Source organism: Methylobacterium sp. AC832, assembly GCF_979256025.1.
Map to the genome: position 1 here is coordinate 328,139 of NZ_CEEDMV010000002.1, position 18,682 is coordinate 346,820.

An 18,682-nucleotide genomic window follows, 5' to 3' on the forward strand; every position below is an offset into this window, starting at 1 on the left:
CGCGAGAGGGGTTACTTGCGCCAGGCGTCGATCAAGGAGGTTACCGGCTCGACCACGTAGGACAGAAGCGAGGTGGCCCAGCCCCTCGCCCTCGCGCCGATCGATGGCTTGCCCTGCCGACGGGCCTCGGCCTCGGCCGCCTGGGCCACCAGCATCGCCGAGACGTAACTGTTCTCCAGGCTCTTGCATTCGGCCAATGCGGCCTTCTGCGCGGCATGGGTCGGCAGGCCGGCGGGTTGCCCGGAAAAGGCCTGCCGCACGCATTTGTGCCAGCGCCGTTCGAGGAGATCGAGATCGGCTCCGGCGGTCGGCACGTCCTGCGCCGTCACTTCCTGAACCATGGCACCCGACGATGCCGCGATGCCCGCCATGATCGCAGCGGTCATCAGGGCATGAGGCCTCGTTCGGCGTCCTGATCGAGGATACGTCGTCGGCCCGGCTGGGCTAGCGGGCAAGCGCCCGCGTCTCGTCGAGGATGGCTTCCACCGCGGCGATCGCATTTTCCAGCTCCGCGATGCGGCGCAACGTGCTGTCGGCCGGCATCGTTTCGTGCTCCGCCGCTTCCATGATGAGGGCGCGCTGGCGGGCTTTGAGACGGTCCAGGAGAGATTCGAGCTTAGGCATGAGCCGCACTTAACCGGGCCTCACCCAATGGACAACATTTGTTTCCGGTAAAAACACCGATGTGTTGAACCTAGCCACCAGCGAGGAACACGATTGTACGGGAGTGTGGCGAAGATGAAATGCCGACTACGTATTTTCACTTGCCTGATTCGAGCCTGTACCTGACGCGAGCATGCACCCGACGCTGCGAATCGCGGCGGCTCCGAGGCGCCGCTGAACCTTTCCCCCGGTGGAGGGTTCACACAGCCTGAAGACCAACCCCGGAACCGTGATCATGTCGAAGACGATGTCCGCCGAGTTCAAGAGCCGCCGCGATGCCGAGACCGCGGTCGAGCATCTCGTCCAGGAACACGGGATCGACCGGAGCGCCGTCACTATCGCGCCAGCGGGGGACGAGAACAGCGCGGGGACCGAGGCGGCGCGGGCCGATATCGAGGATGGTCGCCTGAAGGAAGGCACCGAGGGCGAGCCTGCGCTTGAGGGGGCGATCCGCGTCACCGTCGAACTCGATGACGGGCTGACCGAGAAGGTGATGACCTCGTTCGAGACCTATGGCGGACGCTCCGTCGATGCCGGCTGAGCCGGTCGGCTGATTCGGCAGGTCGGCCCGGCATTCAGCGCCGGGCGGCCTCGCCCGAAGCGGGTCGGGGTGGGGCGCTGGCGGTGAGCCATAGCCTCAGCGCGTCGAAGGTCCATCTCGCTCCTTCGATCACGCTCTCGGATCGGCCCTCGTCGCCCGACCGGTCCAGGAAGGTCCGGAACGAGGTCCACATCGCCGCCGTGTCCCGCTTTCCGTAGCCTTCGTAATAGGCGCAGCCGCCCGAGGCGATCGCATCTCCGAGGCTACGGCGGATGTGGTGGGCGATGACCTGTCCACCGAGCGTAGAGCCTTCGGTGACGTAGAGGGCGCCGAGGATCGCGGGGCGGTCGTCGAAACCCGTTCCGGCGGCGAAACGGGGCAAGGCCTCGATGGCCTCCCGATTCATGCCGAAATGGACGAGGTCCCGTTCGATCAGGTGCAGTTTGCGGCGCGGCCATGCGACGTCGCGCCCGAAGGCTTGGCCAACGATGGGCTCGAACACACGATGAAAGCCCCACCAGCGGGCGAGCAGGGTCAGGTATCCGTCCCGCGTCGCCATCCGCTGGCGCCAATCGAGGCAGCGCTCCAGTTCCTCGTGCAGATCCTGCGTGCCTTCGCGCAGCCGTTCGGCCAGGGGCGCTTCCGGGCCGCCGGTCGCGAGCGCGGTGCGGGTCATGGCAGGGATGCCGGATCGGGCGCACCGATGGAGGCCGTCAGGATCACCCTCAATCCCGGCCGGTTGTTGGTGTTCTCGATCGTCCCGCCGAGGCGGTCGACCATGGCGTTGAGCATCCGCGTCCCGAATCCGCTCCGTGTACCCGACATGCCCTGCCCCTGATCGGCGACGATCAGGCGGAAGCGGTTGCGATGCTGTTCGAGGCTGATGGCGATGGGACCGACCGCGCCGGAATAGGCGTATTTGTTGGCGTTGATGACGAGCTCGGTCAGGATCAGTCCGATATTCACCGCAGCGTCGGTGGGGATGATGATCGGGGCGAAATCGGTGCTGAACTGCTCGGCCCATTCAGGGCCCATCGACGACTTCATTTCGGAGACGAGATCGTCGAGGTAGCGGGCCAGATCGATCATCTCGACGTTGTCGTCGCTGTAGAGCCGTCGGTGCACCAGGGCCACGGCGGCGAGCCGGCGCTGCGCCTCGCTCAATGCCTCGCTGAGCCCCGCATTGCCTTCCGCCCTCGCCTGCAGGGCGAGGAAAGCCGAGACCAGCTGCAGGCTGTTCTGGACGCGGTGATTCACTTCCTTGATCAGGTAATCCTTCTGGACCAGCAGGCTTTCCCTGTCCGCGACGGTGGCGGCGAGCTCGCGGTTGAGCTCGCGGATGCGCCGGGTCTGACGAGCCTCGTAGAGCTCGCGCACGATGCGCTGCGCCGCCTCGATCTCGGGGAGCGACCAGGGCTTGGCATGGCCATGGACCTCCTCGGTCCAGGCTTCGAAGGAGGCGCGGGGGCTCAAAGTATCGCCGACGACGTTGGCGGCCTTGTGGGGGTTGCCGGCCCAGTTGACGAGTTCGACCCGCTCGGCCCGGAACCACATCAGGATGATCGGCTCCTCCCCCGACAGGACGACGGCGAGGAGCCCGCTCGCCAGCGCACGATAGGCGGCGGCGCGGGGGAAGCGCTTGCTGAGGCTGTGGGTGTGAAGCGCCTGTACCCCGCCCACCGTCCGGACCCAGGCCGCGATCTCGCGCAGGTCGGTTTCCTCGGCGCAGCGTCCGGTATGGTGGAGGTCCCTGCCCTGGAGCAGCGCGAAGCCGTCGGCGCCGAGCATGCGGCGCAGCTCCTCGCTCGTCTCGATCAGGATTTCGGCGAGGGGGGCTTCGCCCAGAACCTTTCCGGAGACCACGTCCTCGGCGCTGCGCAGCCGCAGCCGCTCACGGTAATTCTCGGCTTCCTCCCGTGAGCTGACCTGACGGGCGAGACTTCCCGCCAGGGCCTGACAGGCCATGCGCTGTCCGAAGGCGAGGGTGCGCGGCGTCCGGTTGTGGCAGGCCACGAGCCCCCACAGAATGCCGTCCTTGACGATGGAGATCGAGGCGGAGGCCGCCACATCCATGTTGCGCAGATATTGAAGGTGGATCGGCGAGACGCTGCGCAGTTCGATATCGCTCAGATCGAGCTGCGACAGGTGCCGGGGCCGAAGCGGCTGCGGCGTATAGGTGACGTCCGGGATCACGCGGACGCGGTTGCGGATGTAGAGGGCGCGCGCCTGTTTCGGGATGTCCGAGGCCGGGAAATGGTGGTGCAGGAAGCTGCCGAGTTCGGGAACGAGGCTTTCCGCGATGACGACGCCCGCATCGTCGTCGAGGAAGCGATAGATCATCACCCGGTCGAAACCGGTGAGCTCGCGGAACGACGTCGCCGCCCGGTCGCACAAGGCCTTGAGGTCGGTGGCCCGCTCCAGGGCGCTTCCGGCGCGGTCGAGCCAGCCGAGAAGGCTGGCCGCATCGGTCCACAGGGAGGCCTGCGGTTCGAGCTGGATCAGCCATTGGCCGTCCTGAAAGCGCGCGGTGGCATCCATTGCCGCGCGGAGCCCCATGACATGACCGATCACGACGGTCTCGTCGCGGGGCGCGTCGAGCAGCAGGGAGGCCGGCGAGGCACCGAGGAGCTCGGACAACGTCCGCCCGGTCCATTCCGCGGCGAGCATTCCTTCGATGTCGCCCGCGCCGCCGACCACCCTCTGGTCTTCCGCATTCGCGATCAGCAGGAGGCCGTGCGGCTGGATCGCTCCTGGAATATGGATCGGCTCACGGTCGCAGACGGTCAGGTCCGGACCGAGATCCGAGGGGTCGGCATCCTGGCGAGGATCCAGGGCAGGGTCGGCCGTCCGGGTGGCACTCAGTTGCGTCATGCGTTCATTCGGTAACGTGATGTGAGCCTCGACAACGGCGATGCCGCTGGGCGATTCCCGCGAGTCGGTCGGCATCACGGAAGGACGTCCTTCCGCATCACCCGGCCCGCACCTCCTGAAAGAAATCACTTCCCCCGTCCATGGGAGAAGAAGGCGGCTCGCACTTACCCGCAATCCCTCGGGAGGGTTGCATGGAAAAAACCGATCCACCCAGGAGGCGGGCTGAAGAGTTACTTAGGCACTATCGACGGCTTTGCCATATCGGCCGGGGCATAGTTTTTCGATGAACTGTGTATGTATTCATACACAGGAGGTCGTCTTATCGCATGGTACATTGATCGAGGATGAACAACTGTCCGGAATGACTTGCCTAGTCTTTGCTGCCGCCCTGCCCGATGCCGATCACGCCCCCATCAGGACCGATACGTGGGCGGCCACCGAGTCACCGAGGCCCTTCAGGTCGTAGCCGCCTTCCAGCAGCGACACGATCCTGCCGTCGCAGGTGCGGTCGGCGATTTCCATGACTTGGCTGGTCGCCCAGGCGAAATCCTCGGCCTCCAGCATGAGGTTGGCCAGCGGGTCGCGCCAATGGGCGTCGAACCCGGCGGAGATGACGATCAGGTCGGGCTTGAACGCCTCGAGACGGGTGAGAATACGGCTTCGCATCGCCTCCTTGAAGGCGTCGCCGTCGGCGAAGGGCTTGAGCGGCGCGTTGACGATGGTGCCGTGCTCGCCCTCCTCGGACACCGCTCCGCTGCCGGGATAGAGCGGCATCTGGTGGGTCGAGCAGAACAATACGGATGGGTCGGACCAGACGATGTCCTGCGTGCCGTTGCCGTGATGCACGTCCCAATCGACGATGGCGACGCGCTCCGCCCCGTGGACCTTCCTGGCGTGAAGAGCGGCGATCGCCGCGTTGTTGAAGACGCAGAAGCCCATCGCCTTGGTGCGTTCGGCATGGTGCCCCGGCGGTCGCATGGCCGAGAAGGTGTTGCGGGCGGCACCCGTCATCACGAGGTCGACGCCTTGCACGGCCGCACCGACACCGCGCAGGACGCAATCCATCGTTCCCGGCGAGAGCACCGTGTCGGAATCGAGATGGGCGAGCCCCTCGCTCGGCACCGAGCGGAGGATGGCGCGGACCCATTCCTCGGGATGGGCGAGGAACACCGATTCGAGGGCGGCGGCTTCCGGCGAGCGACGGTCGAGGCCGGAGAAGTCCGCCGTCCCGAGGGCCTCCTGAACCGCCTTCATGCGCTCCGGCCGCTCGGGATGTCCGTGCGGCGTGCGATGCTCGAACGCGGCCGCATGATGGAACAGAACGGTCATCGATATCTCCCCTCGTGAATCTGGCATCGGGTATACCAGCTTGAACGAGGGATGACAGGAGCGGGGATCAGGCTCGCAAGTGTCGGAGGGCCTCGGCGTGGAGGCCGGCATTGGCCGCGGCCACGACCCGTCCGTCGAAAGCCGGGGTCAGGGGGCGACCGTCCCAATCGGTCATCACCCCGCCCGCCCCCTCCACCACCGGCACGAGGGCCATGACGTCGTAGACCTGGAGCCCCGCTTCCACCACGAGGTCGCAATGACCGCTGGCGAGAAGGCCGTAGGCATAGCAATCGCCGCCGAAGCGGCGCAGGCCCACCGCTCTGCTCAGCCGTGCGAAGGCCTCCGCATCCGTGCCCCCGAAAATGTCCGGGGAGGTCGCGAACAGGCGGGCTTCGTGAAGGTGCCTGCCGCTCGTCCGGGCGGGCCGGCCGTCGAACCACGCGGCGTCGCCGGTTCCGCACCAGCGCTCGCCGAGTGCCGGCATGTCGATGACGCCGACGATCGGCCGTCCGCCGGAGACCAGGGCGATGAGCGTGCCGAAGAGCGGCATGCCGGTGATGAAGCTCTTGGTGCCGTCGATCGGGTCGATCACCCAGGTGAGCGGCCGCTCGAAATCACCGCCCTCCTCCTCGCCGAGGATGCCGTGGTCGGGATAGACGCTGCGGATCTCGGCGCGCAGCAGGGATTCGATGGCGCGGTCGGCGGCGGTGACCGGGCTCGCATCCGCCTTGGCTTCCACCGGCAGTTCGGTGCGGAAATAGTGCCGGGCGAGCGGAGCGGCGAAATCCGCGAGGCGATGGGCGAAGGCGAGAAAGTCCGCTTTCGCCGCCTCGTCTCCGGACAGGATCGGCGGTGCACCCACACCCATCACAGGCGCCTCAGCCAGAGCGGCCAGTCGGGATGGTGGAACAGGGTTCGGGCCCGCATGTGCTTCCAGGTTCCGTATTTGTAATAGTCGAAATCGAGGGTCGAGACGGCCTCCTGGATCATCGCCCAGGTCGCCCATTTGAGATCGCCCAGCGCCTTCAGGACCGCGATGCGCGCATCGATCTCGGGGGTCCAGCGGCCGAAATAGGCCTCGATCATCTCGCGTTCGATCGTGTCCGGGAACGCCATCTCGTCGAACCAGAGGGCGAGCTCGTAGGCGCGCTCGTTGTTGGAGGCGTATTCGAAGTCGACGAGCAGCACCCTGTCGGCCTCGTCGATCATGAAATTGCCGGCGAGCGTATCGTTCATGCACGGCACGAGATCGAGGCCGGAGGCCGTCATCGCGGCTTTCGCCTCGGCCATGCAGCGCATCAGATGGGCCTGGTCGGCGGGAAGCCGGCCGCCCACCTCCGCGACCTGTTCGACATGCTCCTCGATCATCTCGAAGATCGTCTTCGTCAGCCCGAGCGGCGCGGAATCGTTGAAGGCCTTGAGGGCGCGCACGGCGTTGTGGCGGACAGTGGGGCGCAGGAAGTCGAGATTCGAGGAGGCGCGGTAACCCTCGACGAAGGCGAAGATCTCGACTCCGGCATCGGGCAGGTAGTCGACGACCTGGACGCCGTAGCCACAGGCCTCCGCGCGCCGGCTGGCATCGTTGGCGCAGTCGCGGGTGATGAACATCTCGGTGCCACGGCCGGGCATCTTCACGAAATAATCCTGCGTGTCCCCGATGGCGACGCGCCAGTTGGTGTTGCTGATCCCGCCCGCCACCGGCCGGTAGCGCATCGGCCGGCCCCGCCAGGCAGCGATGCCGGCCAGCACGCCCTCCAGGGCGCGCTCGCCCTCGCTGATGCCGTCGCCCAAGCCTTTCCAGCTCATCGCCGTCCGCTGCCTCCCGTTTCGAATGCCCGTGTCACAGCCGGCGCAGCCAGCTTTCGAAATCGCGTGAACCGATGGTCGTGCGCCCGTGCAGGAGCCGCCAGGTTCCGTATTTGTAGAACTCGATCCCGCTCCGCGCCGAGGTGACCGCACGGGTGACGCCCCAGAGGCCGCCCATCACGTCATCGACCGCGCCGTAGAGGCGGCAGCGGTTGTAGAGGCGCTCGTCGAACCGGCCGGCATAATGCTCCACCGCCTCGCGCCGCTCCGGCTCGAAGAGGCAGGCCTCGTTGAGGAGGGCGCCGAGATCGAACCAGGGGTCGTTGTCGCCGGCGAGGTCGAAATCGACGAGACGGATCTCGCCCTCCCCGATCATGATGTTCGAGGCGATGCCGTCGTTGTGGCAGAAGGCGAGGTCGATGCCCGAGGCATGGATCGCCTCGCGCACGAGCGCCATCGTCGCCACGAGCCGGTCGGTCCCGTCGGGAAGCGGAGCGTCGGCGGCACGGGCCTCGGCGGCAAGGCGTTCGATCCGCGCGAAGGGGCAGAATCGATGGCCTAGTAGGCCGTCGCCATGGAGCCGTGCCTTGGCATCCAGAACCTTGCCGAGAATGGTGCCGTCCTGAAGGTCGCCGACCCTGCCATAGCGCCAGGGCTCGGGCAGGTAGGCGAGGCCGAGCGCCCCGTCCGCCTCGTGGACCACCTCCGGGGCGATGCCGAGGCGTGCGGCCTTGCGGGCCGCCTGCGCCGCCACAGGCGTCAGATCCTCCGCCATATCGGCGTGACGGAGCTTGAGGAAGACCGGCTCGCCCTCACGGAACGCGAGCTGGACGCAGTCCGAGGCCACGGCCCGGTGGGTCGGGGATGCCACCGGTGCTGCGGCCAGCCCATAGCGAGGCTGGCGCGCGATCCAGTCCGGCCGCGTGGCGATGATGGCTTCGACGCGATGGTCGAAAGGAGTGCCGGCCTCACCGTATTGTATCATCGCTCCGCTCCGAACGCCTCGTTCGGCCGTTTGACGAGCAAGGCGCGTTCCGGCGAGCCGCCGCTACGGCACAAGCGCCATGCGGCGCGTAAGGCCACCGCGAGCCCGGCTTCGAGATCCGCCGGCCGCGACAGTTCGGCCTCGTTATGCGCGATGCCGTCGACACTGGGGACGAAGACGATGCCGGTCGGGCATTGGCCGAGCAGGCTGATCGCGTCGTGGCCGGCCACCGTATCCATGCGCAGCGACCGCAAGGCCGCCTCCTCGGCGCAGGAGGAGACGAGATCGCACACCGCCTCGGGCAGATTGCGGATCGGCCGCAGCGTCCGGCCGGGAATCGCCGCCACGACGCCGGCGCGGCACGCCGCCTCGGTGATCGCCGCCTCCGCCATCAGGCTCGCATCGGTGAGCAGGCGATCGTCGGCCGAGCGCAGTTCGACGCTGAGCTCCACCCGGGCGGGCACCACGTTGGGGGAGTTCGGCTCCACCAGGATGCGTCCCACCGAGGTATGGAAGCGGCCGGGCCAGCGCTCGGCGATCTCCCTTACTTCGGCGATCAGATAGGCGGCGGCGAGCAGCGCATCGCGCCGGCGCGGCATCGGGGTCGGGCCGGTATGGGCCTGCTCGCCGGTGAAGACCACGTCGATCTTCGCCGCCCCCCAGTTGCGGGTGACGACGCCGATGGTCGCCTTCGCGTTCTCCAGGACGAGGCCCTGCTCCACGTGGAGTTCGAGGTAGCAGGACGGGAGCGGCGGCGGCCGGTCCGTGCCGAGGAACCCGATCCCGCCCAGGGCCTCCCGCAGGGTGATCCCGGCATCGTCACGGCTGGACAAAGCCTCCTCGATCCGGCGCGCACCCGCATAGGCGCCGCTGCCGAGGAGGCTCGGCCGGAAGCGCGCGCCCTCCTCGCCGGTCCAGTTCACCGCGCAGAAATCCGCCGTGAAGGTCTCGCCGGCGCGCCGCGCCCGCATCAGGGCGGCACCGATGCCGGCGGCCGCTGCCACGCCGTAGGTCCCGTCGAAGCGGCCGGCCTTCGGCTGGCTGTCGAGATGGGAGCCCATCATCACCAGCGGGGCACCGGGACCGTCGGTGAGAGGGAAGACGGCGAATTGGTTGCCCACCGCGTCGAGGAGGATCTCGGCGCCGGCCTCGCGGGCGGAATTGGCGAAAACGCGACGGGCCTGTCCGTCCTCGGCCGACGCACAGAGCCGGGTGATGCCGCCGCCGGGTGTCGCGCCGCAGGCGGAGATCTCTTCGAAGAGCGCGTGGAACGCGCCGGCCGCCGCAGCTGCGTCAGGAACTGATGAGATCGATGTCATGCTGGGTGAAATGATCCAGGAACGGCTGCGGCGGCGGCCGGTCGGTGACGAGGGTGAGCCGTTCCGAGAGCCCGAAGGTGCAGAGGTTGGCCTGACGGCCGAACTTGCGGGAATCGGCGAGAAGCACGCTCTGGCGTGCCTGGCCGCGAAGCACCTTCCGCAGGGCGGATTCGTGCTCCTCGTAATCCATCCAGCCATGGGTGAGGTCGCAGGCCGCGATGCCCATGAAGGCGATGTCGAAATAGAACCGCTGCGCGTAGGCCACCGTCTCGTAGCCCACGAGGGCGTTGTCCCGCGCCCGCAGCATTCCCGGCGTCAGGTTCACCCGGGCGGGGCCGTTGCCGAGATGGAGCGCAACGTCGATGGAATTCGTCGTCACCGTGAGGTTGCGGCCGCTGAGGCGGCGGGCGAAAGCGAGCGTCGTGGTGCCCGTGTCGATGAAGACCGACATCCCGTCGCGGATCAGCCCCTCGGCATTGGCCGCCACCTTCGCCTTCTCGCGCGGGTTGGTCTTGCCCCGCTCGTGCAGAGGCCGGTCCTGGTCCAGGCGCGGCGGCACCGCGCCGCCATGGATCCGGCGCAGGACGCCGCGCTCCTCCAGGACCTTCAGGTCGCGCCGGATGGTCTCCTCGGAAACCCTGAGATAGGCGGCGACGTCGGAGACGCCCACCCGACCCGTTCCGTTCAGACGGGACAGGATCTCCTGATAGCGGTGGTCGGTCAGCATCGGCCTCGGCGTCTCCCCATTTCGCTGAAGCGTAGCGATTTTGATGGGGCGAGGCCGCAGGAAAACGCGTGTCCCGCACGGTATTTCCCACAGAGATTGCAGACGCACCGGCCGTGCCGGCCAGGGCCGCCATCGATGCCGGCTCTGGACAACCGCCTCGAATGGCGAGCCGTGGAGAGGCAGGGTCGGGCAGATCCCACATGCCGGCATGTCCTGTCCGATTGATCATGACGCCTGGATCACGCTGCCTGAACCGGGATGACGAGGGATGACGCTGTCGCTTTCAGCGAAACGGGCGCTGGAACGAGGTTGGCGAAAAAGTCCCCGGCATGGTGATTCTGTCAATCTGAAACTGACCGATTTGTGGGATTTATGGGGGATTGCCTGAATTTTCTGCCTTTTGCCGTCTACAGGATCACGACTGCCCGTTTCCGTGCCCTCCTCGTCCATCGAGATGCTGGGAGTTTACGCTAAAGGGCCTGTCAGGACGGCCTCTGCTGGTTGAATATCAGTCTTTCGACTGCTGTGGTTCAATCCCACCGTGTATTTCGAAGAATTTGGACGGGGAGTGGAACTTTTATCGGTTTCGCTCTCCGCTGTGGCATTGGCCTTGCTGAACTCTCCCAATCTCACAATTCCCCGCTCTTGGGCTCCTTCGACGAGCACGTGATCGAGCGGTGCGGGGAACAGCAGAATGGGGACGCTCGACGATGCCGACAGACGCGACAGAGACACTCGGACGCGCGCCCTTCGCGCCTCCGGCTCGCCGACCCGGGCTTCCGGTGCTCCTCGGCGGCGCGTTCCTCGCGGCGGGCATGCTTTCCGCCGAGGCGCAGACGGCGTCTCCGGTGGGCGAGTTCAACGTCCAGACGCAGCCGCGCACCACCCGCGAAGTGGCGGAGAAACCCGCCGATCCGGTGCGCGTCGGGCCGCTCGCGCCCTGGGCCACCGATATGGCAGCGCGCGGGCTCACCTTCGACGTCAATATCTACGACTTCTATCAGGCCAATCCGAGCGCCGGCCTGCGGACCGGCGAGCAATCGAACTCGGCCTATTTCGTGCTCAGCATGACGGCCGACATGCAGAAGCTCGCCGGCATCGCCGGAGGCTCGATCAACTTCACCCAGACGTTCTTCGGCCTCGTGCGCAACCTCAACATGGCCGGTGACATCGGCGACACCACGGTGGGCTACCAGCCGCCCTACACGCCCAACAGCACCCGCCTCTCGCTGCTGACCTACCAGCAGAAGCTCCTCGACGACCGCCTCGTGGTCGAGGTCGGCCGCACGCATCCGGACCGTTATTACGGCCTGCCGCCGTGCAACTCGATCAATTCCTGTTTTCAGGACATGTTCTACTTCAATGCCGGCTTCACCTCGCCGCTCTTCGCCGTCTGGGGCGCCAACATCGCCTACAAGATCTCGCCGACCACCTACATCCAGGCCGGCGCCTTCAGCGTGAATCCCGGCACCAATGTCCTGTCGGGCTACGATTTCGGCTACGAGCGCCTGGCCGGCGCCGTCGTGATGACCGAGATCGGCCGCAAGACCGACTATACGATGGAGGCCTATCCCGGCCGCGTCTCGCTCACCGGCTTCTACAACACAGCTGACCACGACGATAACTTCAAGACCATCGCCGGCACCTCGAAGGGCCTCAACCCCGGCACGCCGTCGCTGCAGAAATCCGGCACGTCGGGCGTCGTCCTCACGGGCACGCAGACCCTGTGGCGGGCCGATGGCGGAAGCGATGCGAGCAACCCGCATCCCACCGCGATCTCGGCCTATACCGGCACCGGCTACGCCTTCGACCCGACGATCCCGATCCGCTTCAACTCCTTCGCCGGCCTACTCCTGCAGGCCCCCGACCAGAGCCGGCCCAACGACACCTACGGCATCAAGGCCAATTGGCAGCGGCTGAACGAAAACTACGCCGCCTTCCTGTCGGATGCGAACTTCATCTCCGGCGGCACCGGCGAACCCTATTCGCGCGACAAGTTCGTGTTCGAGGTCAACGCCCATTTCGACCTGGGTAAGGGCGTCATCCTCGAGCCGGTGGTGCAGTACGTCGTCAATCCGAACTCGTACTGGAACCCCTACACCGCCCGCCGCGCCAAGGACGGCTTCTACGGCGGCTTCACCCTCGTCGTTCCCCTCGGCACCCTGCTCGGCCTCGCGCCGGGCTAGGCTCTCGGGGGCCTGCGGCTTCGCCATCGTCAGAGAGCCGGCTCCGTTCGCGCGGAGCCGGCTTTTTCGTTTCCGGCGCATCGTCGATGCCGGACCCGAATCCCCTGCGCAAAACAGCGTATGGCGCATTGCCCCCGCCCCCGGCATCGAGGGTGCACATCTTCGAGGAACCCGCCATGCCCGCCGTCGACGCCCTCTACCGCTATCCGATCAAGGGTCTGTCGGCCGAGGCCCTGACACGCCTGAGCGTCACCCCGCAGGACGGGCTCGCCCATGACCGGGAATACGCCCTGGCGCTGGGGACCACCCGGTTCGACCCTGCGAGGCCGGAGCCCCTGGACAAGGGCTTCTTCCTGATGCTGCGCAACAACACGGCGCTGGCTTCCCTCGCGACGCGGCTCGACCCCGAAAGCCATCGCCTGACGATCCGGCGCGGCGGGGAGGAGGTGTTCGCCGCCGACCTCTCCACCGAGACCGGACGCGTCGGGACGGAGGATTTCTTCGCCGATTACCTCGGCGAGGAGACGCGCGGGCGACCCCGCCTCGTGCGGAGTGAGAACCACAAGTTCACCGATGCCAGCGTGCTCTCACCGGTGATGATGCGGGCGATCTCGGTGGTGAACCTCGCCTCGGTGCGGGCGCTGTCCGAGGCGACGGGGCAGGAGCTCGATCCCCTGCGCTTCCGCGCCAACATCCATCTCGACGGGCTGGAGCCGTGGCAGGAGCTCGATTGGGTGGGGCGCGAACTGAGCATCGGCCCGGTGCGCCTGCGCGGCCTCGCCCGCACGCCGCGGTGCGGCGCCGTCAACGTCAACCCGAAGACCGCCGAGCGCGACGCGAACCTGCCGAAAGCCATCATGAAGCATTTCGGGCATGTGGACCTCGGGATCTATCTCGAGGTCGTCGAGGGCGGGACGATCGCCACGGCGGATGGTGTCACCCTCGGCTGAGGGAGGTCCAATCTCTCTTGTGGGCTTCTGGATCCGCTCATCCACGTCTGCAGGCAGAGCGCGTCCCTCTCCCCCTTGTGGGGAGAGGTTAGGAATGGGGGTGGCTCCGCCAGCCTCCGTAAGCTGAGGGTCGCTCGACCACCCCCACCTCCAACTCCTCCCCACAAGGGGGAGGAGGGCTCGATCGCGCGCTCCGTCCTCAGCTTGGCCTCACCAGGCTCGGCGCCTTGCGGTAGCCGGTGGCCGCCTCGTAGGCATAGGCGAAGCCGAGGAGGTCGGCCTCGCTCCACATCCGGCCCACGAAGATCAGGTTGAACGGCGAGCCGCTGGCATAGGCCCCGGCCGGCAGCGTCACCCCGGGCAGGCCGGCGATGTTGATCTCGCAGACCGTGGTCTCGTTGATGGCAAGACCGCCATGCAGGGGCGGCAGTTCATCGCGCATCTGCGGGAAGGCGAGCCCGTCGAGCCCATTCTCGTCCATGACCCGGTTGAAGATGTCGAGATAAGCCTCTCTGAGGGCGAGGAAGTCCGACAGGTCGGGCGGCCGCGTCGGGTCGGCCAGGATCGCCTCGAAGACCGGATATTGGTGCAGGTAGCGCAGCACGCCCTTGGGGCCGAACGCATCCTCGTCCGCCGTCGCCTCGGCGAAGGCCGCGACACTCGGCAGCGCCGCGCTCGACCCGAGGCGCTCCAGGTAGAGATGCAGGTCGTAGGGCACGGATTCCATGCCGCGGGCATCGAAATAGTTCAGGCCCTCGGTGGGCTCGGCGAGGGCGGCGAAGCCCGTGCCGGCGAACGGATCGGCGACCAGGGTCGCGCCGCAGGCGGTGATCTCGCTTTGCGCCCGCGCGTAGAGGTCCGTCGCCTCGGACGAGAGCGGCAGGTCGCGCCAGCCGGGACCGAACAGGCCGAGGCGCTTGCCCTGCAGCCCGTTCCCGTCGAGCTTCGAGGTGTAGCCGCCCTTGGGCCGCTTTCCGATGCCCGCTACTGTCTTGGGGTCGGCGGCGGTGTAGCCGGCCAGCACGTCGAGGGTCAGGGCGGCATCGCGCACGCAGCGGGCGATGGGGCCGACCACATCGCGGGTGCTGCCGGCCAGCGGCACCACGCCGGCATTGGGGACGAGGGCGAAGGTCGGCTTGATACCGACCAGCCCCTGCGCCGAGGCCGGGTTCTGGATCGAGCCACCGGTCTCCTCGGCGAGGCCGAGCACCGCGAGGCTGGCGCCCACCGCCGTGGCCGTGCCGGCGCTGCTGCCGCCCGGCAGGCAATCGGGCGCCGCCGAATTCAGGGTCGGTCCGGCCCAGCTGTCGTTGGCGTGGCTGCCGGTGGCGCTGAGAACGGGGACGTTGGTCTTGCCGAGCATGACGCAGCCGGCCGCCCGCATCCGCGCCACGACGGGCGAGTCGGTCTCGGGGATCAGGTCGACGCCGCCGGCTTGCGCGCTGAGGAAGCGCCAGCCCGCCGTGGTCGGCAGCCCGGCCATGTCCATCGGGTCCTTGATCACCACCGGCACGCCCGCCAGCGGTCCCAGCGCCTCGCCCGCGGCGCGGCGCGCGTCGATGGCGCGGGCGTCGTCCAGCGCCTGCGGGTTCATGACGATGATGGCGTTGTAATGCGGGTTGTAGGCGGCGATCCGGTCGAGGAAGGCCAGCGTCAGCGCCTCCGAGGTGACGCCGCTGGCGAAAGCGTCGGCCACGTCGGCCAGGGTCATCTCGACGATGTCGAGGTCGGGGCTTAGCGTCGGTTCGGCAGCCATCGCTGGATGTCTCCTTGGTTGGAAGGGAAAGGCTGTACGGGATGAGGCCGGCGGCCTCATTCCATGCCGACGAATTCCTCGATCATCGCCCGGTCACGGGCGATCTCGGGCGGGATCTCACGGGTGACGACGCCCTTCTGCAGGATCAGCACCCGCTCCGAGAGGCCGGCGATGAAGGTGAGGTTCTGCTCGACGAGGAGGATCGTCAGGCCGCGCGCCCGGCCGATCGCCTGCAGCGTCTCGATGATCTCCTCGATGATCGAGGGCTGGATCCCCTCCGTCGGTTCGTCGAGGAGAAGGATGCGGGGATTGCCGCAGAGACAGCGGGCCAGCGCCAGCAATTGCTGCTCGCCCCCCGACAGCGCCCCGCCCGGCCGGTCGAGATAGGCCTTCAGCCGGGGGAAGACGGTGAGGATGTCCGCGATGGTCTCGTCCTCGTCCCTGTCGGAGAGGAGGCAGCCCATGCGCAGGTTCTCGCGCACGCTCAAGGTCGCGAAGATTTCCCGGCCCTGAGGCACGAACCCCATGCCGAGCCGCGCCCGCGCCGTGGGCGAGCGCCGGGCGATGTCCTCGCCCCCGAGGCGGATGCGGCCGGCGGTGACGGTCAGGTAGCCCATCAGGGTGCGCAGCAGGGTCGTCTTGCCCATGCCGTTATGGCCGAGGATGCCGACGAACTCGCCCTCCCCCACGGTGAGCGAGACGCCGCCGAGGATCGGGATGCGGCCATAGCCGGAATGCAAGCCCTCGGCGGACAGGAGCGCCGGCTTCACCGCCGGGACGGCGTTCGGGCCGGTGGAGAGCGGGATCGGCGGGATCGCGTTCATCGTGCGGCTCATGCGGCCTGCTTGCCGAGATAGACGTCGCGGACGCGCTGGTCGGCGAGCACCCGTTCCACGCTGTCCTCCATCAGGATGCGGCCCTGGTTGAAGACGGTGACGGTCCTGGCGATCATCCGGATGAAGGGCATGTCGTGCTCCACCACGATGAGGGCATGGGTGCGGTTGATCTCGCGGATGAGCTCGGCGGTACGGTGGACCTCGTCATGGGTCATGCCGGCGGCCGGCTCGTCGAGGAGGATCAGCTCCGGTTCCTGGGCCAGCACGGTGGCGATCTCGACCCATTGGCGCTGGCCGTGGGCGAGCTGGCCGACATTGCGTTCGGCGATGGCCGTGAGCTGGAGCCGCGTCAGCGTCTCGTCGACGATGGAGCGCGTCCGGGCGATCGACTTGCGCCGCCCGGCCGCCACGAACACGTTCTCGCGCACCGACAGGCCGTTGAAGACGTTGGGCACCTGGGTCTTGATGCCGACGCCGAGCCTCGCGATGCGGTGCGGCTCGGCCCCGGTGATGTCCGTGTCGCGGAAGCGGATGCTGCCCTCGCTCGGCGTCAACTGGCCGGTGAGCATCTTGAAGAAGGTGCTCTTGCCCGCGCCGTTGGGGCCGATGAGGCAGCGCAGCTCCACCTCGCGGAGGGTGAAGTCGACATTGCCCACCGCCGTCACGCCGCCGAAGCGCATGGTGACGCCCTTGGCCTCGACGAGGGGGCGAAGCGGCGGGCGGATTGAGGAAGCCGGCGCCGTCGCTGTCGTGGTGATGCTCATGGCCGGACCTCCCCTGCCAGCGCCTCGCGGGCGGGATCGGCGGGTTTGCCCGCCTTCGCCTCGACGATTTTGGTCCTGAAGACCTTGGTGACGAGTTCGGGAAAGCGCATCAGCAGGTTCCTCACCACCGGCAGGAGCCCCTGCGGGATCAGCAGGACGAACGCCACGAGGACGATGCCGAGGCCGAGATTGGAATCGACCACGTTCTGCGAACCGGCCTCGATGATGAGCCACTGGATCAGCACCGCGCCGAGCATCGGGCCGACGAGGGTGCCGAGGCCGCCCACCAGCACGAAGATGATGACCTGCGCCGACATCGACAGGCCGAACACGGTGGGGCTGATGAAGCCGCCCCAATTGGCGTAGAGGCAGCCCGCGAGCCCGGCGACGGCGCCCGAAATCATGAAGGCGAGGAGCTTGTACAGGCGCGGATCGTAGCCGATGAGCTGCGCCCGGGTCTCGTTCTCGCGGATCGCCACCACGACACGGCCGAAGCGGCTGGCCAGCACCCAGCGCAACAGCGCGTAGACCAGAATTAGCGCGCCCATGGCGGCGTACCAGATGCCGTCATTGTCGAGCGGGTTGCCCGCGTCGCCGAGCTTGTTGAGGGCGGGGATCGCCGGGATGCCGTTGAACCCGCCGAGTTCCGCCTCGCCGATCCGGTACTGGCTGCCGGAGGTGGTGTTCACGAGCTGGAACAGGATCACCGAGACGGTGAGGGTGATGACGCCGATATAGGCGTCCGAGATACGGCCGTAGAACATGAAGTAGCCGAGCAGACCCGCGAACAGGGTCGGCACCAGGATGGCGATGAGGATCGGCAGCGTGCTGTCGCCCATATTGATCATGGAGACGGCGTAGGCGTAGCCGCCGAGCCCCAGGAAGGCGGCCTGCCCGAACGACATCACCCCGCCATAGCCCCAGATGAAGCCCTGGCTCAGGGCGAACATGGCGAGTGCTGCAAAGCCCGTGGCCTGGACGAGGCCGAACGTGTCGAGGATGTGCGGCGCCCCGAACAGGAGGCCGAGCATGACGCAGAGGGTCGCGAGGAAGCCCCCTGCGGAGCGACGGTCGACGGGATTCATAGGCTGCGCCTCAGGTAGCGGCCGGTGATGCCCTGCGGCAGCACGCGGATCAGCAGGATCGCGGCGACGAGGAGGGCGACGTCGCCGATGACGGGCGTGGTCCTGAACGAGACCAGTTCGTTGATGAACCCGAACACCGAGGAGGCGAGACCCGTGCCCGTGACGATGGCGGGACCGCCGCCCAGCACCGTGATGAAGGCGCGGGAAATGTAGGCCGCCCCCATGGAGGGGGAGACGCCCGAGATCGGGGCGAGGATTCCGCCGGCCAGCCCCGCGAGGGCCGCGCCGAGGCCGAACGTCGCCATGTAGATGCGGTCGGGCGAGACGCCCATGGCGGCGGCCATGCGCGGGTTCTGCATGGTGGCGCGCAGGATCAGCCCGAACTTCGTCATGCGCAGGAGGAGGAACATGCCCGTCAGTACGGCGAGCGCCGTGGCGATGATGACGAGGCTGTAGAGGCTGGCGCCGTAGCGGCCGATCTCGAAACTCCCGACCGGGGTCGAGACGCCCCGCACGACGTTGCCGTAGAGCGTGGTGATCAGGCCGATCAACCCGAGGCTGATGCCCCAGGTCGCCAGCATCGTGTCCATCATCCGTCCGTAGAGGAAGCGGATGACGGTGCGTTCGAGGATCAGCCCCACCGCCCCCACCACCAGGGGCGGCAGGACCAGCATGGCGATCCAGATGTTCACCCCGGCGCCGTTCGCCATCACGGCGGTATAGGCGCCGAGCATCATGAACTCGCCGTGGGCGAGGTTGATGATGCGCATCATGCCGTAGATCACCCCGAGACCGAGGGTGATCAGGACCAGGGTGGCGATGCCGGTGGCGACGTTGAAGGTCAGGAGCCCCGCGAGATCCATG

The 18,682-nt window shown here is 67.5% G+C and carries 18 protein-coding genes; 3 read left to right on the plus strand and 15 right to left on the minus strand.

Going from position 1 to position 18,682, the window contains the following annotated elements:
• Positions 1-11 precede the first annotated feature (11 nt).
• On the minus strand, positions 12-386 hold the full coding sequence (locus AC0IXR_RS08775) for a hypothetical protein (protein ID WP_207411921.1): 375 nt from the start codon (positions 384-386) through the stop codon (positions 12-14).
• Positions 387-444: 58 nt separating this feature from the next.
• On the minus strand, positions 445-624 hold the full coding sequence (locus AC0IXR_RS08780; RefSeq protein ID WP_056427336.1) for a hypothetical protein: 180 nt from the start codon (positions 622-624) through the stop codon (positions 445-447).
• 274 nt (positions 625-898) lie between these two features.
• Between AC0IXR_RS08780 and AC0IXR_RS08785 the strand changes: the two genes are divergently transcribed.
• Positions 899-1,204, plus strand: a complete 306-nt coding sequence (locus AC0IXR_RS08785; RefSeq protein WP_419953685.1) for a hypothetical protein — start codon at positions 899-901, stop codon at positions 1,202-1,204.
• A gap of 34 nt (positions 1,205-1,238) precedes the next feature.
• Here the strand turns inward: AC0IXR_RS08785 and AC0IXR_RS08790 are convergent, their stop codons facing one another.
• The 8 genes from AC0IXR_RS08790 to AC0IXR_RS08825 form a co-directional block, all read right to left on the minus strand.
• On the minus strand, positions 1,239-1,880 hold the full coding sequence (locus AC0IXR_RS08790) for a biliverdin-producing heme oxygenase (protein WP_471760429.1): 642 nt from the start codon (positions 1,878-1,880) through the stop codon (positions 1,239-1,241).
• The gene (locus AC0IXR_RS08795) at positions 1,877-4,075 is read right to left on the minus strand and encodes a histidine kinase dimerization/phosphoacceptor domain -containing protein (protein WP_471760430.1); all 2,199 of its coding nucleotides are present in this window, start codon (positions 4,073-4,075) and stop codon (positions 1,877-1,879) included. The genes AC0IXR_RS08790 and AC0IXR_RS08795 overlap by 4 nt, the downstream gene beginning before the upstream one ends.
• A 402-nt stretch (positions 4,076-4,477) precedes the next feature.
• Entirely contained in the window at positions 4,478-5,404 is a 927-nt protein-coding gene (locus AC0IXR_RS08800) for a histone deacetylase family protein (RefSeq protein ID WP_471760431.1), read from the minus strand.
• Between the two features lie 67 nt (positions 5,405-5,471).
• Positions 5,472-6,272: a histidinol-phosphatase gene (gene hisN, locus AC0IXR_RS08805; protein WP_471760432.1), complete on the minus strand. Its 801-nt coding sequence runs from the start codon at positions 6,270-6,272 to the stop codon at positions 5,472-5,474.
• Positions 6,272-7,210 carry a choline kinase family protein gene (locus AC0IXR_RS08810; protein WP_207411915.1) on the minus strand — a complete coding sequence of 313 codons (939 nt, stop codon included), beginning with the start codon at positions 7,208-7,210 and terminating at the stop codon, positions 6,272-6,274. The genes hisN and AC0IXR_RS08810 overlap by 1 nt, the downstream gene beginning before the upstream one ends.
• A 34-nt stretch (positions 7,211-7,244) precedes the next feature.
• The gene (locus tag AC0IXR_RS08815) at positions 7,245-8,195 is read right to left on the minus strand and encodes a phosphotransferase family protein (RefSeq protein WP_471760434.1); all 951 of its coding nucleotides are present in this window, start codon (positions 8,193-8,195) and stop codon (positions 7,245-7,247) included.
• Positions 8,192-9,514 carry an allantoate amidohydrolase gene (locus tag AC0IXR_RS08820; RefSeq protein WP_471760435.1) on the minus strand — a complete coding sequence of 441 codons (1,323 nt, stop codon included), beginning with the start codon at positions 9,512-9,514 and terminating at the stop codon, positions 8,192-8,194. Before AC0IXR_RS08820 ends, AC0IXR_RS08815 begins: the two co-directional genes overlap by 4 nt.
• Entirely contained in the window at positions 9,489-10,241 is a 753-nt protein-coding gene (locus AC0IXR_RS08825; protein WP_056427119.1) for a DeoR/GlpR family DNA-binding transcription regulator, read from the minus strand. Before AC0IXR_RS08825 ends, AC0IXR_RS08820 begins: the two co-directional genes overlap by 26 nt.
• An 815-nt stretch (positions 10,242-11,056) precedes the next feature.
• On the opposite strand from AC0IXR_RS08825, the gene AC0IXR_RS08830 reads away from it, so the two are divergent.
• Together AC0IXR_RS08830 and AC0IXR_RS08835 are read left to right on the plus strand one after the other, a co-directional pair.
• Positions 11,057-12,427, plus strand: a complete 1,371-nt coding sequence (locus AC0IXR_RS08830) for a carbohydrate porin (protein WP_405030535.1) — start codon at positions 11,057-11,059, stop codon at positions 12,425-12,427.
• A gap of 176 nt (positions 12,428-12,603) precedes the next feature.
• Positions 12,604-13,377, plus strand: a complete 774-nt coding sequence (locus AC0IXR_RS08835; RefSeq protein ID WP_056453071.1) for an MOSC domain-containing protein — start codon at positions 12,604-12,606, stop codon at positions 13,375-13,377.
• A 199-nt stretch (positions 13,378-13,576) separates the two neighbouring features.
• Here AC0IXR_RS08835 and AC0IXR_RS08840 read toward each other — a convergent pair whose 3' ends face one another.
• From AC0IXR_RS08840 to AC0IXR_RS08860, 5 genes are read right to left on the minus strand one after another with little or no spacing between them, the layout of a single operon-like run.
• A complete protein-coding gene (locus tag AC0IXR_RS08840; RefSeq protein ID WP_471760436.1) occupies positions 13,577-15,133 on the minus strand; it encodes an amidase in 1,557 nt (518 codons plus the stop codon).
• A gap of 56 nt (positions 15,134-15,189) precedes the next feature.
• Complete coding sequence (locus tag AC0IXR_RS08845) at positions 15,190-15,957, minus strand: ABC transporter ATP-binding protein (RefSeq protein WP_471760437.1); 768 nt, start codon at positions 15,955-15,957, stop codon at positions 15,190-15,192.
• An 8-nt stretch (positions 15,958-15,965) separates the two neighbouring features.
• Complete coding sequence (locus AC0IXR_RS08850; RefSeq protein WP_471760438.1) at positions 15,966-16,733, minus strand: ATP-binding cassette domain-containing protein; 768 nt, start codon at positions 16,731-16,733, stop codon at positions 15,966-15,968.
• On the minus strand, positions 16,730-17,818 hold the full coding sequence (locus tag AC0IXR_RS08855; RefSeq protein WP_471760439.1) for a branched-chain amino acid ABC transporter permease: 1,089 nt from the start codon (positions 17,816-17,818) through the stop codon (positions 16,730-16,732). The genes AC0IXR_RS08850 and AC0IXR_RS08855 overlap by 4 nt, the downstream gene beginning before the upstream one ends.
• Positions 17,815-18,681 carry an ABC transporter permease subunit gene (locus tag AC0IXR_RS08860; protein WP_311273805.1) on the minus strand — a complete coding sequence of 289 codons (867 nt, stop codon included), beginning with the start codon at positions 18,679-18,681 and terminating at the stop codon, positions 17,815-17,817. Before AC0IXR_RS08860 ends, AC0IXR_RS08855 begins: the two co-directional genes overlap by 4 nt.
• Between the last annotated feature and the right edge of the window lies 1 nt (position 18,682).

Coding starts and splice junctions, on each gene's coding strand:
- AC0IXR_RS08855 (WP_471760439.1), bottom strand. CDS start 17,818: ATGAATCCCGTCGACCGTCGCTCCGCAGGGGGCTTCCTCGCGACCCTC.
- AC0IXR_RS08835 (WP_056453071.1), top strand. CDS start 12,604: ATGCCCGCCGTCGACGCCCTCTACCGCTATCCGATCAAGGGTCTGTCG.
- AC0IXR_RS08830 (WP_405030535.1), top strand. CDS start 11,057: ATGCTTTCCGCCGAGGCGCAGACGGCGTCTCCGGTGGGCGAGTTCAAC.
- hisN (WP_471760432.1), bottom strand. CDS start 6,272: ATGGGTGTGGGTGCACCGCCGATCCTGTCCGGAGACGAGGCGGCGAAA.
- AC0IXR_RS08800 (WP_471760431.1), bottom strand. CDS start 5,404: ATGACCGTTCTGTTCCATCATGCGGCCGCGTTCGAGCATCGCACGCCG.
- AC0IXR_RS08815 (WP_471760434.1), bottom strand. CDS start 8,195: ATGATACAATACGGTGAGGCCGGCACTCCTTTCGACCATCGCGTCGAA.
- AC0IXR_RS08775 (WP_207411921.1), bottom strand. CDS start 386: ATGACCGCTGCGATCATGGCGGGCATCGCGGCATCGTCGGGTGCCATG.
- AC0IXR_RS08795 (WP_471760430.1), bottom strand. CDS start 4,075: ATGACGCAACTGAGTGCCACCCGGACGGCCGACCCTGCCCTGGATCCT.
- AC0IXR_RS08790 (WP_471760429.1), bottom strand. CDS start 1,880: ATGACCCGCACCGCGCTCGCGACCGGCGGCCCGGAAGCGCCCCTGGCC.
- AC0IXR_RS08780 (WP_056427336.1), bottom strand. CDS start 624: ATGCCTAAGCTCGAATCTCTCCTGGACCGTCTCAAAGCCCGCCAGCGC.
- AC0IXR_RS08810 (WP_207411915.1), bottom strand. CDS start 7,210: ATGAGCTGGAAAGGCTTGGGCGACGGCATCAGCGAGGGCGAGCGCGCC.
- AC0IXR_RS08785 (WP_419953685.1), top strand. CDS start 899: ATGTCGAAGACGATGTCCGCCGAGTTCAAGAGCCGCCGCGATGCCGAG.
- AC0IXR_RS08860 (WP_311273805.1), bottom strand. CDS start 18,681: ATGGATCTCGCGGGGCTCCTGACCTTCAACGTCGCCACCGGCATCGCC.
- AC0IXR_RS08845 (WP_471760437.1), bottom strand. CDS start 15,957: ATGAACGCGATCCCGCCGATCCCGCTCTCCACCGGCCCGAACGCCGTC.
- AC0IXR_RS08820 (WP_471760435.1), bottom strand. CDS start 9,514: ATGACATCGATCTCATCAGTTCCTGACGCAGCTGCGGCGGCCGGCGCG.
- AC0IXR_RS08825 (WP_056427119.1), bottom strand. CDS start 10,241: ATGCTGACCGACCACCGCTATCAGGAGATCCTGTCCCGTCTGAACGGA.
- AC0IXR_RS08850 (WP_471760438.1), bottom strand. CDS start 16,733: ATGAGCATCACCACGACAGCGACGGCGCCGGCTTCCTCAATCCGCCCG.
- AC0IXR_RS08840 (WP_471760436.1), bottom strand. CDS start 15,133: ATGGCTGCCGAACCGACGCTAAGCCCCGACCTCGACATCGTCGAGATG.